The organism is Streptococcus sp. 2741, from assembly GCF_013276315.1.
GTDB classification, from domain to species: Bacteria; Bacillota; Bacilli; order Lactobacillales; family Streptococcaceae; genus Streptococcus; species Streptococcus pseudopneumoniae.
In genome coordinates this window covers 1-14,631 of record NZ_VMKU01000084.1, presented here as the reverse complement: position 1 = coordinate 14,631, position 14,631 = coordinate 1, and the positions used below count along the sequence as shown (strand labels likewise).

Here is a 14,631-nt window from a genome sequence, read left to right as displayed (position 1 = left end):
CGTTGACGTGGTTTGAATTAGTATAAAAATGTCACATAAGCAAAGCCGTATTATTAGGAAGATGATGTGTTCCCAGCTATTTTTATTCAGAAATTGCTCTCTAATATTTCTTTTAAAAAGCTCATCTAGTGAAACTATAAATAGGAAAAGAAAAAAGCTAGCGCTTCTCAAGTTTTATCTAGTTTCCAAACTATAGTATTTACTGGAAATCGAAAGAAAATATCAGAAAAATTCAGCAAACGTTTTCTTCTTGTTTTCTTGACTTTTTTGCTGGTTTGTGCTTGACTTTTACTTGAAATTTGATAAACTATAGACAAATAGGAAAACGTATTCATTTAAAAACGGAGGAATAAGGAATGAATCAAGAAAAACGTTTGCATCGCTTTGTCAAAAAGTGTGGACTCGGTGTGTGTAGTGCTGTTGTTGCGGCATTTTTATTGAACGCTCAGGGAGTAGCTTTGGCTACAGAGCAAGGGAATCGTCCAGTTGAGACAGAAAACATCGCTCGTGGAAAACAAGCTAGTCAAAGTTCTACTGCTTATGGAGGAGCTGCTACACGAGCAGTGGATGGTAATGTTGATAGTGACTATGGGCACCATTCTGTAACGCATACAAACTTTGAAGACAATGCTTGGTGGCAAGTTGATCTTGGAAAAACAGAGAATGTTGGAAAAGTTAAACTTTACAATCGTGGAGATGGGAATGTAGCTAATCGTCTTTCCAATTTTGATGTTGTTTTGTTAAATGAAGCAAAACAAGAAGTTGCTCGTCAACACTTTGATAGTTTGAATGGGAAGGCAGAACTTGAAGTTTTCTTCACCGCCAAAGACGCTCGTTATGTAAAAGTGGAGTTGAAAACTAAAAATACCCCATTGAGCTTGGCAGAAGTGGAAGTATTCCGTTCAGCAACAACTCAAGTTGGACAGGATAGAACTGCACCAGTAGTAGATCAAACATCAGCATTGAAAGACTACCTTTTTGGCTTAACTTATAATCCTTTGGATATTTTAACTCGCAAAGGAGAAACCTTAGAAAATCGCTACAACACAAGTGCTAAGGAACAAAATGGAGAGTTTGTCGTTGTAGAAAAAATCAAGAAAACCCTCTCTACAGGCACAGCAGATGTTTCCATCAATGGAAATCAAAATGTCTTCCTAGGTGGCTTGTATAAGGCAAACCAAAATCTGCTAGAAAATCAGCCAGAATTGATTAGTCTTGCCCGTGCAAAGGGGACAGTCAGCGTCGATTTACCTGGTATGATTCAGTCTGACAGCCGAATTGAAGCAGATCCTACAACTAGTGGTATGCAGTCTGCGATGAATACCTTGGTTGAAAGATGGACAAAGAATTACTCATCTAGCCATTCCGTTCCTGCACGTGTTCAGTATGAATCAACTACAGCCTATAGCATGAATCAATTGAAAGCAAAATTTGGTGCAGACTTTGAAAAAGCAGGTGCACCGCTTAAGATTGACTTTGAGGCTGTACAAAAGGGTGAAAAGCAAATTGAAGTTGTAAACTTTAAACAAATCTACTATACAGCGACATTTGATGCACCGACCAATCCAGCGGCTGTATTTGACAAGAGTGTGACACCTGAAGATTTAAAACAAAGAGGCGTTGATTCACAAACTCCACCTGTATATGTATCAAACGTTTCTTACGGACGTCAAATCTATGTTAAGTTTGAGTCAACAAGTAAGTCTACTGAATTAAAAGCAGCTATTAATGCGGTTATCAAAGGTGCAACAATTGCTCCAAATTCTGAATGGAGCCGTCTATTGAAGAATACTTCTGTAACAGCAGTAATTGTAGGAGGTAATGCTAGCGGTGCTGGCAAAGTTGTCACAGGAACAGTCGAAAACTTGAAGGAACTCATCAGAGAAGGAGCTAACTTTAGCGCTCAAAGTCCAGCTGTGCCAATCTCATATAAGACTGCCTTCCTAAAAGATAATGCCCAAGCAACTTTACAAAATAGTACAGACTATATCGAAACGAAGGTTACTTCTTACAAAAATGGTTTCTTGAAACTTCATCATAAGGGTGCTTATATTGCGCGTTACTACATTTATTGGGATGAAATTACATATGATGAACAAGGAAATCCAGAAATCCGTTCACGTCAATGGGAAGATAACGGAAAAAACAGAACTTCAGGCTTCCAAACAGAGATTCAATTTAGAGGAAATGTCCGTAATCTTCGTATCAAGGTTCAAGAAAAGACAGGTCTTGTATGGGAACCATGGCGTACAGTTTACAACCGCACAGACTTACCACTAGTACAACAGCGTACAATTACACATTGGGGAACAACTCTAAACCCTAAAGTTGATGAAAAAATTGTGAATGAGTAACGATTTGATTTACTTGATTCGATAGTAAACAGTGAAGAGGAGGAACTTCGATTCCTCCTCTTTTATGATTGACTTTTGAGAGAATGAAAAGAGGAACTTCTATAGTAGCTTGAAACTAGAATAGTACGTTGTTGCTATTAAAACATTTCTAGAAATTAAGTTGACTTTCCCAATAGATTTGTTCATGTCTTATTTCAATTCAATATAAAACTAACTTCCAGTTTTCCACAACCTAGCTTTTAGTATGAGAAAAATGCGTTGTTACAGACATAAGGAGCTTTTTGATAAGTGTGCAATCAGATTTGACGGATGTTGGATGCATGATGCGATTGCGCTTAATTTCCTTTGAAATCGTTGACGGGCCTTTTCCCATATTATCAACGATGGAACGGAAAGTCTCACACTTAATTCCACCATAAAAATCCGTTTTAGACTAATTTCCACTTCGATCAGGCAAATGGAAGTTACTTTGAGAAGTTAGCTTAGGAAAAGATTAACAATAAAAAAGAAAAATATCTTGACAAGCAAGGGAAAATTTTGTTACAATAATAGACGGTACTTTTTACTTTTGGTCTCTCAAGAGTGTACAGGGACGTGCTGACAAATGTTGCAAAAGTACATACAGATGATATCTGTCACCAAGTGTATCATCACCAAAAATAAAAAAAACACAGGAGTATGTAGATGCCTACAATTAACCAATTGGTTCGCAAACCGCGTAAATCAAAAGTAGAAAAATCTAAATCACCAGCTTTGAACGTTGGTTACAACAGTCATAAAAAAGTTCAAACAAACGTTTCTTCACCACAAAAACGTGGTGTTGCAACTCGTGTTGGAACAATGACACCTAAAAAACCTAACTCAGCCCTTCGTAAATTCGCTCGTGTACGTTTGAGCAACCTTATCGAAGTTACTGCCTACATCCCAGGTATCGGACACAACTTGCAAGAACACAGCGTGGTTCTTCTTCGTGGTGGACGTGTAAAAGACCTTCCAGGGGTACGTTACCATATCGTCCGTGGTGCACTTGATACTGCAGGTGTTAACGATCGTAAACAAGGCCGTTCTAAATACGGTACTAAACGTCCAAAAGCATAAGGAAAGGGGATAAAGAGAAATGAGTCGTAAAAATAGAGCTCCAAAACGTGACGTATTGCCAGATCCGCTTTACAATTCACAACTAGTTACTCGTCTTATCAACCGCGTTATGCTTGACGGTAAACGTGGTACAGCTGCTTCAATCGTTTACGGTGCTTTTGAGCAAATCAAAGAAGCTACTGGCAACGATGCACTTGAAGTATTTGAAACAGCTATGGAAAACATCATGCCTGTACTTGAAGTACGTGCACGTCGTGTTGGTGGTTCTAACTACCAAGTCCCAGTTGAAGTTCGTCCAGAACGTCGTACAACACTTGGACTTCGTTGGTTGGTAACAATCGCTCGTCTTCGTGGTGAACACACAATGCAAGACCGTCTCGCAAAAGAAATCTTGGATGCTGCTAACAACACTGGTGCAGCTGTTAAGAAACGTGAAGACACTCACCGTATGGCTGAAGCTAACCGTGCATTCGCACACTTCCGTTGGTAAGATTAAGATACTAAGGGCGTTAAAAAAGCGACTGAAAATTAGGAAGCTTGACGAAGAATCGAAGATTCTAGGAGAGCTTATCTATTTTCCAAGCTTTTAGCCTGGGTTCAAATTAGCTAAATCGATTAGTATTAGCTATAACTCAACTTACCATCTCGTAAGTTGAAACCAACAATAGCATGAAAACATTGAGAACGGGTAGGTCCTGCCTATCCGTTTTTATTAAAATCGTGTTATAATAGAATAGAAATCAAAAATAAATAGGAGAAACAAACCTCATGGCACGCGAATTTTCACTTGAAAAAACTCGTAATATCGGTATCATGGCTCACGTCGATGCTGGTAAAACAACTACAACTGAGCGTATCCTTTACTACACTGGTAAAATCCACAAAATCGGTGAAACTCACGAAGGTGCGTCACAAATGGACTGGATGGAGCAAGAGCAAGAGCGTGGTATCACTATCACATCTGCTGCGACAACAGCTCAATGGAACAACCACCGCGTAAACATTATCGACACACCAGGACACGTGGACTTCACAATCGAAGTACAGCGTTCTCTTCGTGTATTGGATGGTGCGGTTACCGTTCTTGACTCACAATCAGGTGTTGAGCCTCAAACTGAAACAGTTTGGCGTCAAGCAACTGAGTATGGAGTTCCACGTATCGTATTTGCCAACAAAATGGACAAAATCGGTGCTGACTTCCTTTACTCTGTAAGCACACTTCACGATCGTCTTCAAGCAAATGCCCACCCAATCCAATTGCCAATCGGTTCTGAAGATGACTTCCGTGGTATCATCGACTTGATCAAGATGAAAGCTGAAATCTATACGAACGACCTTGGTACAGATATCCTTGAAGAAGATATTCCAGCTGAATACCTTGACCAAGCTCAAGAATACCGTGAAAAATTGGTTGAAGCAGTTGCTGAAACTGACGAAGAATTGATGATGAAATACCTCGAAGGTGAAGAAATCACTAACGAAGAATTGAAAGCTGGTATCCGTAAAGCGACTATCAACGTTGAATTCTTCCCAGTATTGTGTGGTTCTGCCTTCAAGAACAAAGGTGTTCAATTGATGCTTGATGCAGTTATTGACTACCTTCCAAGTCCACTTGATATCCCAGCTATCAAAGGTATTAACCCAGATACAGACGCTGAAGAAACTCGTCCAGCATCTGACGAAGAGCCATTTGCAGCTCTTGCCTTCAAGATTATGACTGACCCATTCGTAGGTCGTTTGACATTCTTCCGTGTTTACTCAGGTGTTCTTCAATCAGGTTCATACGTATTGAACACTTCTAAAGGTAAACGTGAACGTATCGGACGTATCCTTCAAATGCACGCTAACAGCCGTCAAGAAATCGACACTGTTTACTCAGGTGATATCGCTGCTGCCGTTGGTTTGAAAGATACTACAACTGGTGACTCATTGACAGATGAAAAAGCTAAAATCATTCTTGAGTCAATCAACGTTCCAGAACCAGTTATCCAATTGATGGTTGAGCCAAAATCTAAAGCTGACCAAGACAAGATGGGTATCGCCCTTCAAAAATTGGCTGAAGAAGATCCAACGTTCCGCGTTGAAACAAACGTTGAAACTGGTGAAACAGTTATCTCTGGTATGGGTGAGCTTCACCTTGACGTCCTTGTTGACCGTATGCGTCGTGAGTTCAAAGTTGAAGCAAACGTAGGTGCTCCTCAAGTATCTTACCGTGAAACATTCCGCGCTTCTACTCAAGCTCGTGGATTCTTCAAACGTCAGTCTGGTGGTAAAGGTCAATTTGGTGATGTATGGATTGAATTTACTCCAAACGAAGAAGGTAAAGGATTCGAATTTGAAAACGCAATCGTCGGTGGTGTGGTTCCTCGTGAATTTATTCCAGCGGTTGAAAAAGGTTTGGTAGAATCTATGGCTAACGGTGTTCTTGCAGGTTACCCAATGGTTGACGTTAAAGCTAAACTTTACGATGGTTCATACCACGATGTCGACTCATCTGAAACTGCCTTCAAGATTGCGGCTTCACTTGCCCTTAAAGAAGCTGCTAAATCAGCACAACCAGCTATCCTTGAGCCAATGATGCTTGTAACTATCACTGTTCCAGAAGAAAACCTTGGTGATGTTATGGGACACGTAACTGCTCGTCGTGGACGTGTAGATGGTATGGAAGCACATGGTAACAGCCAAATCGTTCGTGCTTACGTTCCACTTGCTGAAATGTTCGGTTACGCAACAGTTCTTCGTTCTGCATCTCAAGGACGTGGTACATTCATGATGGTATTTGACCACTACGAAGATGTACCTAAGTCAGTACAAGAAGAAATCATTAAGAAAAACAAAGGTGAAGACTAATCAGTCCTCACTCTAGAAGGAAGTCACTTAGTGGCTTCCTTTTGTCTTTAGAAAATACCTCTAAATATGGTAAAATAGTAGGAGAATAATGTGAGGAAAATGAATGTCAAATAGTTTTGAAATTTTGATGAATCAATTGGGGATGCCTGCTGAAATGAGACAGGATCCTGCTTTATCACAGGCTGATATTGAGCGAGTTGTGGTTCATAAAATTAGTAAGGTATGGGAGTTTCATTTCATATTTTCTAATATTTTACCGATTGAAATCTTTTTAGAATTAAAGAAAGGTTTGAGCGAGGAATTTTCTAAGACAGGCAATAAAGCTGTTTTTGAAATCAAGGCTCTGTCTCAAGAATTTTCAAATCAACTCTTGCAGGCCTATTATAGAGAGGCTTTTTCTGAAGGTCCGTGTTCGAGTCAAGGTTTTAAATCTCTTTATCAAAATCTGCAAGTTCGTGCTGAGGGCAATCAACTCTTTATTGAGGGCTCAGAGGCGATTGATAAGGAACACTTTAAGAAAAATCACCTTCCTAATTTAGTTAAACAACTTGAAAAATTTGGTTTTCCAACTTTTAATTGTCAAGTAGAGAAAAATGATATGCTGACCCAAGAGCAGGAAGAGGCCTTTCACGCTGAAAATGAGCAGATTGTTCAAGCTGCCAATGAGGAAGCGCTCCGTGCTATGGAGCAACTGGAACAGATGGTACCTCCTCCAGCAGAAGAGAAACCAGCCTTTGATTTTCAAGCCAAAAAAGCTGCAGCTAAACCCAAGCTGGACAAGGCGGAGATTACTCCTATGATCGAAGTGACGACGGAGGAAAATCGTCTGGTTTTTGAAGGGGTTGTTTTTGATGTGGAGCAAAAAGTGACCAGAACAGGGCGTGTTTTGATCAACTTTAAAATGACAGACTACACTTCCAGTTTTTCTATGCAAAAGTGGGTTAAGAACGAGGAAGAGGCTCAGAAATTTGATCTAATTAAGAAAAATTCTTGGCTCCGAGTTCGTGGGAATGTGGAGATGAATAACTTCACACGAGATTTGACCATGAACGTGCAGGATGTGCAGGAAGTTGTTCACTATGAGCGGAAGGATTTGATGCCAGAAGGTGAGCGTCGGGTTGAGTTTCACGCTCATACTAACATGTCGACTATGGATGCTCTACCCGAGGTAGAAGAGATCGTTGCGACAGCTGCTAAGTGGGGACACAAGGCGGTTGCCATAACGGACCATGGGAATGTCCAGTCTTTCCCACATGGCTATAAGGCGGCTAAGAAAGTGGGAATTCAGCTAATCTATGGAATGGAAGCCAATATCGTGGAGGATCGTGTCCCTATCGTCTACAATGAAGTGGAGATGGACTTGTCCGAAGCAACCTATGTGGTCTTTGACGTGGAAACGACGGGGCTTTCAGCTATCTATAATGACTTGATTCAGGTTGCGGCTTCTAAGATGTACAAGGGGAATGTTATTGCTGAATTTGATGAATTTATCAATCCTGGGCATCCCTTGTCAGCTTTTACTACTGAGTTGACTGGAATTACAGATGATCATGTCAAAAATGCCAAACCACTGGAACAAGTTCTGCAAGAATTTCAAGAATTTTGTAAGGATACAGTCTTAGTTGCCCACAATGCGACCTTTGACGTTGGCTTTATGAATGCCAATTATGAGCGTCATGGTCTTCCTAAAATTAGCCAGCCAGTTATTGATACGCTCGAGTTTGCTAGAAACCTCTATCCTGAGTATAAGCGTCATGGTTTGGGACCTTTGACCAAGCGTTTTGGTGTGGCCTTAGAACATCACCACATGGCCAACTACGATGCGGAAGCTACTGGTCGTCTGCTTTTCATCTTTATCAAAGAGGTAGCAGAAAAACATGGTGTGACCAATCTAGCTAGACTCAACATTGATCTAATCAGTCCAGATTCTTATAAAAAAGCTCGAATCAAACATGCGACCATTTATGTCAAAAATCAGGTAGGTCTAAAAAATATCTTTAAGCTGGTTTCTTTGTCCAATACCAAGTACTTTGAAGGAGTGCCACGGATTCCGAGAACAGTTCTAGATGCTCATCGGGAAGGTTTGATTTTAGGATCAGCTTGCTCTGAAGGTGAAGTTTTTGATGCAGTCGTTTCTCAAGGTGTGGATGCGGCGGTTGAGGTGGCCAAGTATTATGACTTTATTGAGATCATGCCACCAGCTATCTATGCGCCATTGATCGCCAAGGAGCAAGTCAAGGATATGGAGGAACTCCAGACCATTATTAAGAGTTTGATAGAGGTGGGCGACCGTCTTGGTAAGCCCGTTTTGGCTACGGGAAATGTCCACTATATCGAACCGGAAGAAGAAATTTATCGTGAAATTATCGTCCGTAGTTTGGGACAGGGGGCGATGATTAACCGAACTATTGGTCATGGTGAACATGCCCAACCGGCACCACTTCCAAAGGCTCATTTTAGAACGACCAACGAGATGCTGGATGAATTTGCCTTCTTGGGCGAGGAACTGGCACGTAAATTGGTTATTGAAAACACCAATGCCTTGGCGGATAGCTTTGAACCTGTTGAAGTCGTTAAGGGTGATTTGTACACACCTTTTATCGATAAGGCTGAAGAAACAGTTGCTGAGCTGACCTATAAGAAAGCTTTTGAGATTTATGGAAATCCGCTGCCAGATATCGTTGATTTGCGGATTGAAAAAGAATTAACTTCCATTCTGGGAAATGGATTTGCCGTGATTTATCTGGCATCGCAGATGCTGGTACAACGTTCCAATGAACGGGGTTACTTGGTTGGTTCTCGTGGGTCTATTGGGTCCAGTTTCGTTGCGACCATGATTGGGATTACAGAGGTTAATCCTCTCTCTCCACACTATGTCTGTGGTCAGTGTCAGTATAGTGAGTTTATCACAGACGGTTCTTATGGTTCAGGTTTTGATATGCCCAATAAGGACTGTCCTAAATGTGGTCACAAACTCAGCAAAAACGGGCAGGATATCCCGTTTGAGACCTTCCTTGGTTTTGATGGAGATAAGGTTCCTGATATTGACTTGAACTTCTCGGGAGAAGACCAACCTAGCGCCCACTTGGATGTGCGTGATATCTTTGGTAAGGAATATGCCTTCCGTGCAGGAACGGTTGGTACGGTGGCTGCCAAGACCGCTTATGGTTTTGTCAAGGGTTACGAGCGGGACTATGGGAAGTTTTATCGTGATGCAGAGATAGAACGCCTCGCTCAAGGAGCGGCGGGTGTCAAGCGGACAACAGGCCAACACCCAGGGGGAATCGTTGTTATTCCTAATTACATGGATGTCTACGATTTTACTCCTGTTCAGTATCCAGCGGATGATGTGACGGCTGAATGGCAGACCACTCACTTTAACTTCCATGATATCGATGAGAACGTCCTCAAGCTAGATGTTCTAGGACATGATGATCCGACCATGATTCGGAAACTTCAGGATTTGTCTGGGATTGACCCTAATGAAATTCCTATGGATGACGAAGGCGTGATGGCACTCTTTTCTGGGACTGATGTGCTAGGAGTAACACCTGAGCAAATCGGAACGCCTACGGGTATGCTGGGGATTCCAGAGTTTGGAACCAACTTTGTCCGAGGCATGGTAGATGAAACCCATCCGACGACTTTTGCGGAGTTGCTTCAGCTCTCAGGTCTATCCCATGGTACAGATGTCTGGTTGGGAAATGCCCAAGATTTGATTAAGCAAGGAATAGCAGACCTATCGACTGTTATTGGTTGTCGGGACGACATCATGGTTTACCTCATGCATGCTGGTCTCGAACCTAAGATGGCCTTTACCATCATGGAACGGGTACGTAAGGGATTGTGGCTCAAGATTTCCGAAGAGGAACGCAATGGCTACATCGAAGCCATGAAGGCTAATAAGGTACCAGAGTGGTATATCGAATCCTGTGGGAAAATTAAGTACATGTTCCCTAAAGCCCATGCGGCAGCCTACGTTATGATGGCCTTGCGCGTAGCTTACTTCAAGGTTCATCATCCCATTTATTACTACTGTGCTTATTTCTCAATCCGTGCTAAGGCTTTTGATATCAAGACCATGGGGGCGGGCTTGGAGGCTATCAAGCGCAGAATGGAAGAAATCTCTGAAAAACGGAAGAACAATGAAGCCTCTAATGTAGAAATTGATCTTTATACAACTCTTGAGATTGTCAATGAGATGTGGGAGCGTGGCTTTAAGTTTGGCAAACTCGATCTCTACCGCAGTGATGCGACTGAATTCCTCATCGATGGAGACACCCTCATCCCGCCATTTGTAGCAATGGATGGTCTGGGAGAGAACGTTGCTAAGCAGTTGGTGCGAGCGCGTGAAGAGGGAGAATTCCTCTCTAAAACAGAACTACGCAAGCGTGGTGGACTCTCATCAACCTTGGTTGAAAAGATGGATGAGATGGGGATTCTTGGAAATATGCCAGAGGATAACCAGCTCAGCTTGTTTGATGATTTGTTTTAATAGTTTGAAATGTCTTGTGTAGGTTTGAGGTTGTATCATGATGGAAAAGAAAAAAAGAGCAACACCCTGGAAACCAGGGAAAGTTATTTCCATACGTTTGCGAAATGGCGTTTATGTATTAGCACAAATGGTGCGTGATCCCTATCTGGTATTTTTCAACCATTTTAATGAGGAAAATAACTGGAAGGGAGTGACCTTGAAAGATGAAGATATCCTCTTTTGTAAGGCTGTTACTCGCCAGTTTCTACGCTATAGTCCTGTAGCGATTGTCAAAGAAGTTACCCCCCTGTTAAATTATGAACTGCCTAAAGAATGGATTTATAGCCATATTGGAGGGCATCCTATTACTGTTTCGGTAAAGGGAAGGGAGCGCCAACTTGCTGGTTTTGGTAGACGTTGTTCTTTGGTCCTGGCGGATAAAGACAGTGGACTACCAGAAGATAATCCACTTATGGGACTCTTCCAAACCTATATCATATCAGATATCAAAGAACAGGATTGGGATCGGGTAGGTCAGGCTGAACTTATGTCTATTGAAGTATTTCCAACACTCAACGAACGTCTCTATCTTTGCTTTCTTTATGGGAAAAATATAAATCCAGAACAAGATATCTCTTTAGGAAAGCCTCTGCCTGATGACTATGAAACCTATATAGATATCCTCACAAATAGTCCAGAGGCACGACGCCTCTACCTAGGAGAGCATGAAGAATAAGAAAGGACATTTCATGAAACTAAGAATTTTTGCGGAAGACAAACCAGCTGAAAAAGTCTTTGAGTATCAATTAGACCTTGCTGATCAGACAATTCTTCTATCAACAGCACTTTTGTCAGGTGTCATTGCTTTAGCAGGATTATTCTCTGCTGTGAAAGAAAAATAAAAATAGAAAAGAGAAAATTACATGGTTTTACCAAATTTTAAAGAAAATCTAGAAAAATATGCGAAATTGTTGGTTGCGAACGGAATTAACGTGCAACCTGGTCACACTTTGGCTCTCTCTATTGATGTGGAGCAACGTGAATTGGCACATCTAATCGTGAAAGAAGCTTATGCCTTGGGTGCGCATGAGGTCATCGTTCAGTGGACAGATGATGTGATTAACCGTGAGAAATTCCTCCATGCCCCGATGGAGCGTTTGGACAATGTGCCAGAATACAAGATTGCTGAGATGAACTATCTCTTGGAGAACAAGGCTAGCCGTCTTGGAGTTCGTTCATCTGATCCAGGTGCCTTGAACGGAGTGGACGCTGACAAGCTTTCAGCTTCTGCTAAAGCTATGGGACTTGCCATGAAGCCAATGCGAATCGCAACTCAATCTAACAAGGTTAGCTGGACTGTAGCAGCCGCTGCTGGACTTGAGTGGGCCAAGAAAGTCTTTCCAAATGCTGCGAGCGACGAAGAAGCGGTCGATCTCCTTTGGGACCAAATCTTCAAAACTTGCCGTGTTTACGAAGCAGATCCCGTTAAGGCTTGGGAGGAACATGCAGCTGTCTTAAAGAGCAAGGCCGATATGCTCAATAAAGAGCAATTTTCAGCCCTTCACTACACAGCGCCAGGGACAGATTTGACCCTTGGCTTGCCGAAGAACCACGTTTGGGAATCAGCTGGTGCTGTTAATGCACAGGGCGAAGAATTCTTGCCAAATATGCCGACAGAAGAGGTCTTCACAGCGCCTGACTTCCGTCGTGCAGATGGTTATGTCACTTCTACAAAACCGCTTAGCTACAACGGAAATATCATTGAAGGCATTAAGGTGACCTTTAAGGATGGACAAATCGTAGATATCACTGCTGAGAAGGGTGATCAGGTTATGAAAGACCTTGTCTTTGAAAATGCGGGTGCGCGTGCCTTGGGTGAATGTGCCTTGGTACCAGATCCAAGTCCAATTTCTCAGTCAGGCATTACCTTCTTTAACACCCTTTTCGATGAAAATGCGTCAAACCACTTGGCTATCGGTGCAGCCTATGCGACTAGCGTTGTTGATGGAGCGGAGATGAGCGAAGAGGAGCTTGAAGCTGCAGGGCTTAACCGTTCAGATGTTCACGTAGACTTTATGATTGGTTCTAACCAAATGGATATCGATGGTATTCGTGAGGATGGAACGCGAGTACCTCTTTTCCGTAATGGGAATTGGGCAAATTAAGGAGATAATATGTTAGGAAGTATGTTCGTTGGTCTCCTAGTGGGATTTTTAGCAGGTACTCTGACCAATCGTGGAGAGCGAATGGGATGTTTTGGAAAAATGTTTCTCGGTTGGATCGGAGCCTTTCTAGGTCACTTGCTCTTTGGAACTTGGGGGCCAGTTTTATCAGGAACTGCCATTATTCCGGCAGTACTAGGTTCCATGATTGTTTTAGCGATTTTCTGGAGACGAGGAAGTTAATTTCTTAAATCTGAAACGAAAAGGAGGTTGGTCATTGAGACAGCCTCCTTTTGAGGTACGACGGGCATGTCGTGCATCTGAGGTGTAAGTCCTCGGTGGGCACCTGCTACCGGTGAACCCAATAGCGATTCCCAAGCCTGACTATCGTGAGGTAGCGGATTAAAACGGTCTGGGGATAGACCGTTTTAAGTCTGACACTGGAAATAAGAATCGTCAGAGGAAGGGATAGCGAAATCGTGGCTCTACGAACAGGAACGTGATAGTAAGGCGTATATAGCGGATAAGGGGGCCAGAAACTCTAAAGTCCAAAAAGGTAGTCGTAACCCATATGCGTAAATCACGAGAGTAATTGAATTCGGACTAAGGTTTGTGTGAAAAAGATAAATCTTTCTAGAGTCTAAAGACTCTGCGTCAGATTTCCTATTTTCACTCTAACCTTTTAACGTCCTCATATCTTGTATAAACGAGGAAAGATGTAGGACTTATCCCGTGAGGTCTCATGAGCGCTGAAAGCGTAGAACAAGGAATCATGAGAAGTCAGCCGAACCCATAGTAGTGAGGAAACTTCTGTAATGGAAGTGGAGCGAAGGGGTGAATACTCAAACAGTCTGGGGAGAGACTGTTTGAGGTCTGTCGCTAGAAAGAGAAAACGACAGATCGAAGTAATCCTACTTCACTTGTGTCTGTAAAACAAGCGGTCTGATAGAACTGGAGTCTGTCACGTATTGACTAGCTGAAGGCTCACCAATATAAGATGTCCCTCAGGCACCAAAACAAGAAAGGAATAGGCACATGTCAAAATTGCTAGATAAGATAGTATCACGCGAAAATATGCTGGAAGCCTACAATCAAGTAAAATCCAATAAAGGCTCAGCTGGGATTGATGGAATGACTATCGAAGAGATGGATAATTATCTCAGACAAAACTGGCGCCTGACTAAGGAGCTGATAAAACAGAGAAAATATAAGCCTCAACCAGTTCTTAGAGTTGAGATTCCTAAACCAAACGGAGGTATCCGTCAACTAGGAATTCCAGCAGTTATGGATAGAATGATTCAACAGGCCATTGTCCAAGTCATGAGCCCCATTTGTGAATCTCATTTCTCAGATACGAGTTATGGCTTCAGACCAAATAGGTCATGTGAAAAAGCCATCAGGAAGTTCTTAGAGTACTTAAATGACGGCTATGAGTGGATAGTGGATATAGACCTAGAGAAATTTTTCGATACGGTTCCTCAAGATAGATTGATGTCCTTAGTACATAATATTATCGAAGACGGAGATACGGAATCCTTGATTCGTAAGTATCTTCATTCAGGTGTTATCATTAATGGTCAGCGTCATAAAACGCTAGTTGGTACACCACAGGGAGGAAATGTATCTCCTCTCTTATCCAATGTCATGCTTAATGAATTGGACAAGGAATTAGAAAAGAGAGGACTTCGATTTG

10 protein-coding genes and 1 pseudogene are annotated in these 14,631 nt (G+C 42.1%); 10 read left to right on the top strand and 1 reads right to left on the bottom strand.

What is annotated here, in order from left to right:
• The first annotated feature begins 356 nt into the window (after positions 1 to 356).
• On the top strand, positions 357 to 2,354 hold the full coding sequence (locus tag HT671_RS08420; protein ID WP_172923124.1) for a thiol-activated cytolysin family protein: 1,998 nt from the start codon (positions 357 to 359) through the stop codon (positions 2,352 to 2,354).
• Positions 2,355 to 2,611: 257 nt separating this feature from the next.
• Here HT671_RS08420 and HT671_RS08415 read toward each other — a convergent pair.
• Positions 2,612 to 2,763: pseudogene (locus tag HT671_RS08415) on the bottom strand (helix-turn-helix domain-containing protein); the annotation flags it as partial.
• 275 nt (positions 2,764 to 3,038) lie between these two features.
• On the opposite strand from HT671_RS08415, the gene rpsL reads away from it, so the two are divergent.
• The 9 genes from rpsL to HT671_RS08370 all read left to right on the top strand — a co-directional run.
• Positions 3,039 to 3,452 carry a 30S ribosomal protein S12 gene (rpsL, locus tag HT671_RS08410; protein ID WP_001142332.1) on the top strand — a complete coding sequence of 138 codons (414 nt, stop codon included), beginning with the start codon at positions 3,039 to 3,041 and terminating at the stop codon, positions 3,450 to 3,452.
• A gap of 19 nt (positions 3,453 to 3,471) precedes the next feature.
• Positions 3,472 to 3,942: a 30S ribosomal protein S7 gene (rpsG, locus tag HT671_RS08405; protein ID WP_000087873.1), complete on the top strand. Its 471-nt coding sequence runs from the start codon at positions 3,472 to 3,474 to the stop codon at positions 3,940 to 3,942.
• 278 nt (positions 3,943 to 4,220) lie between these two features.
• Positions 4,221 to 6,302: an elongation factor G gene (gene fusA, locus HT671_RS08400; protein ID WP_000090354.1), complete on the top strand. Its 2,082-nt coding sequence runs from the start codon at positions 4,221 to 4,223 to the stop codon at positions 6,300 to 6,302.
• 103 nt (positions 6,303 to 6,405) lie between these two features.
• The gene (locus tag HT671_RS08395) at positions 6,406 to 10,797 is read left to right on the top strand and encodes a PolC-type DNA polymerase III (protein ID WP_172923123.1); all 4,392 of its coding nucleotides are present in this window, start codon (positions 6,406 to 6,408) and stop codon (positions 10,795 to 10,797) included.
• A gap of 37 nt (positions 10,798 to 10,834) precedes the next feature.
• Positions 10,835 to 11,512, top strand: coding sequence for a hypothetical protein (locus HT671_RS08390; RefSeq protein WP_000970259.1), 678 nt, complete (start codon positions 10,835 to 10,837; stop codon positions 11,510 to 11,512).
• A gap of 13 nt (positions 11,513 to 11,525) precedes the next feature.
• Positions 11,526 to 11,678 (top strand): hypothetical protein, encoded by a 153-nt coding sequence (locus tag HT671_RS08385; protein WP_031222513.1) that lies wholly within the window; start codon positions 11,526 to 11,528, stop codon positions 11,676 to 11,678.
• 21 nt (positions 11,679 to 11,699) lie between these two features.
• Complete coding sequence (locus HT671_RS08380; RefSeq protein WP_023932544.1) at positions 11,700 to 12,941, top strand: aminopeptidase; 1,242 nt, start codon at positions 11,700 to 11,702, stop codon at positions 12,939 to 12,941.
• A 9-nt stretch (positions 12,942 to 12,950) separates the two neighbouring features.
• Complete coding sequence (locus HT671_RS08375; protein WP_023932538.1) at positions 12,951 to 13,181, top strand: GlsB/YeaQ/YmgE family stress response membrane protein; 231 nt, start codon at positions 12,951 to 12,953, stop codon at positions 13,179 to 13,181.
• Positions 13,182 to 13,973: 792 nt separating this feature from the next.
• The coding region (locus HT671_RS08370) for a reverse transcriptase domain-containing protein (protein WP_172923122.1) at positions 13,974 to 14,631 on the top strand (658 nt) is incomplete at its 3' end.

Coding starts and splice junctions, on each gene's coding strand:
- HT671_RS08420 (WP_172923124.1), top strand. CDS start 357: ATGAATCAAGAAAAACGTTTGCATCGCTTTGTCAAAAAGTGTGGACTC.
- rpsL (WP_001142332.1), top strand. CDS start 3,039: ATGCCTACAATTAACCAATTGGTTCGCAAACCGCGTAAATCAAAAGTA.
- rpsG (WP_000087873.1), top strand. CDS start 3,472: ATGAGTCGTAAAAATAGAGCTCCAAAACGTGACGTATTGCCAGATCCG.
- fusA (WP_000090354.1), top strand. CDS start 4,221: ATGGCACGCGAATTTTCACTTGAAAAAACTCGTAATATCGGTATCATG.
- HT671_RS08395 (WP_172923123.1), top strand. CDS start 6,406: ATGTCAAATAGTTTTGAAATTTTGATGAATCAATTGGGGATGCCTGCT.
- HT671_RS08390 (WP_000970259.1), top strand. CDS start 10,835: ATGATGGAAAAGAAAAAAAGAGCAACACCCTGGAAACCAGGGAAAGTT.
- HT671_RS08385 (WP_031222513.1), top strand. CDS start 11,526: ATGAAACTAAGAATTTTTGCGGAAGACAAACCAGCTGAAAAAGTCTTT.
- HT671_RS08380 (WP_023932544.1), top strand. CDS start 11,700: ATGGTTTTACCAAATTTTAAAGAAAATCTAGAAAAATATGCGAAATTG.
- HT671_RS08375 (WP_023932538.1), top strand. CDS start 12,951: ATGTTAGGAAGTATGTTCGTTGGTCTCCTAGTGGGATTTTTAGCAGGT.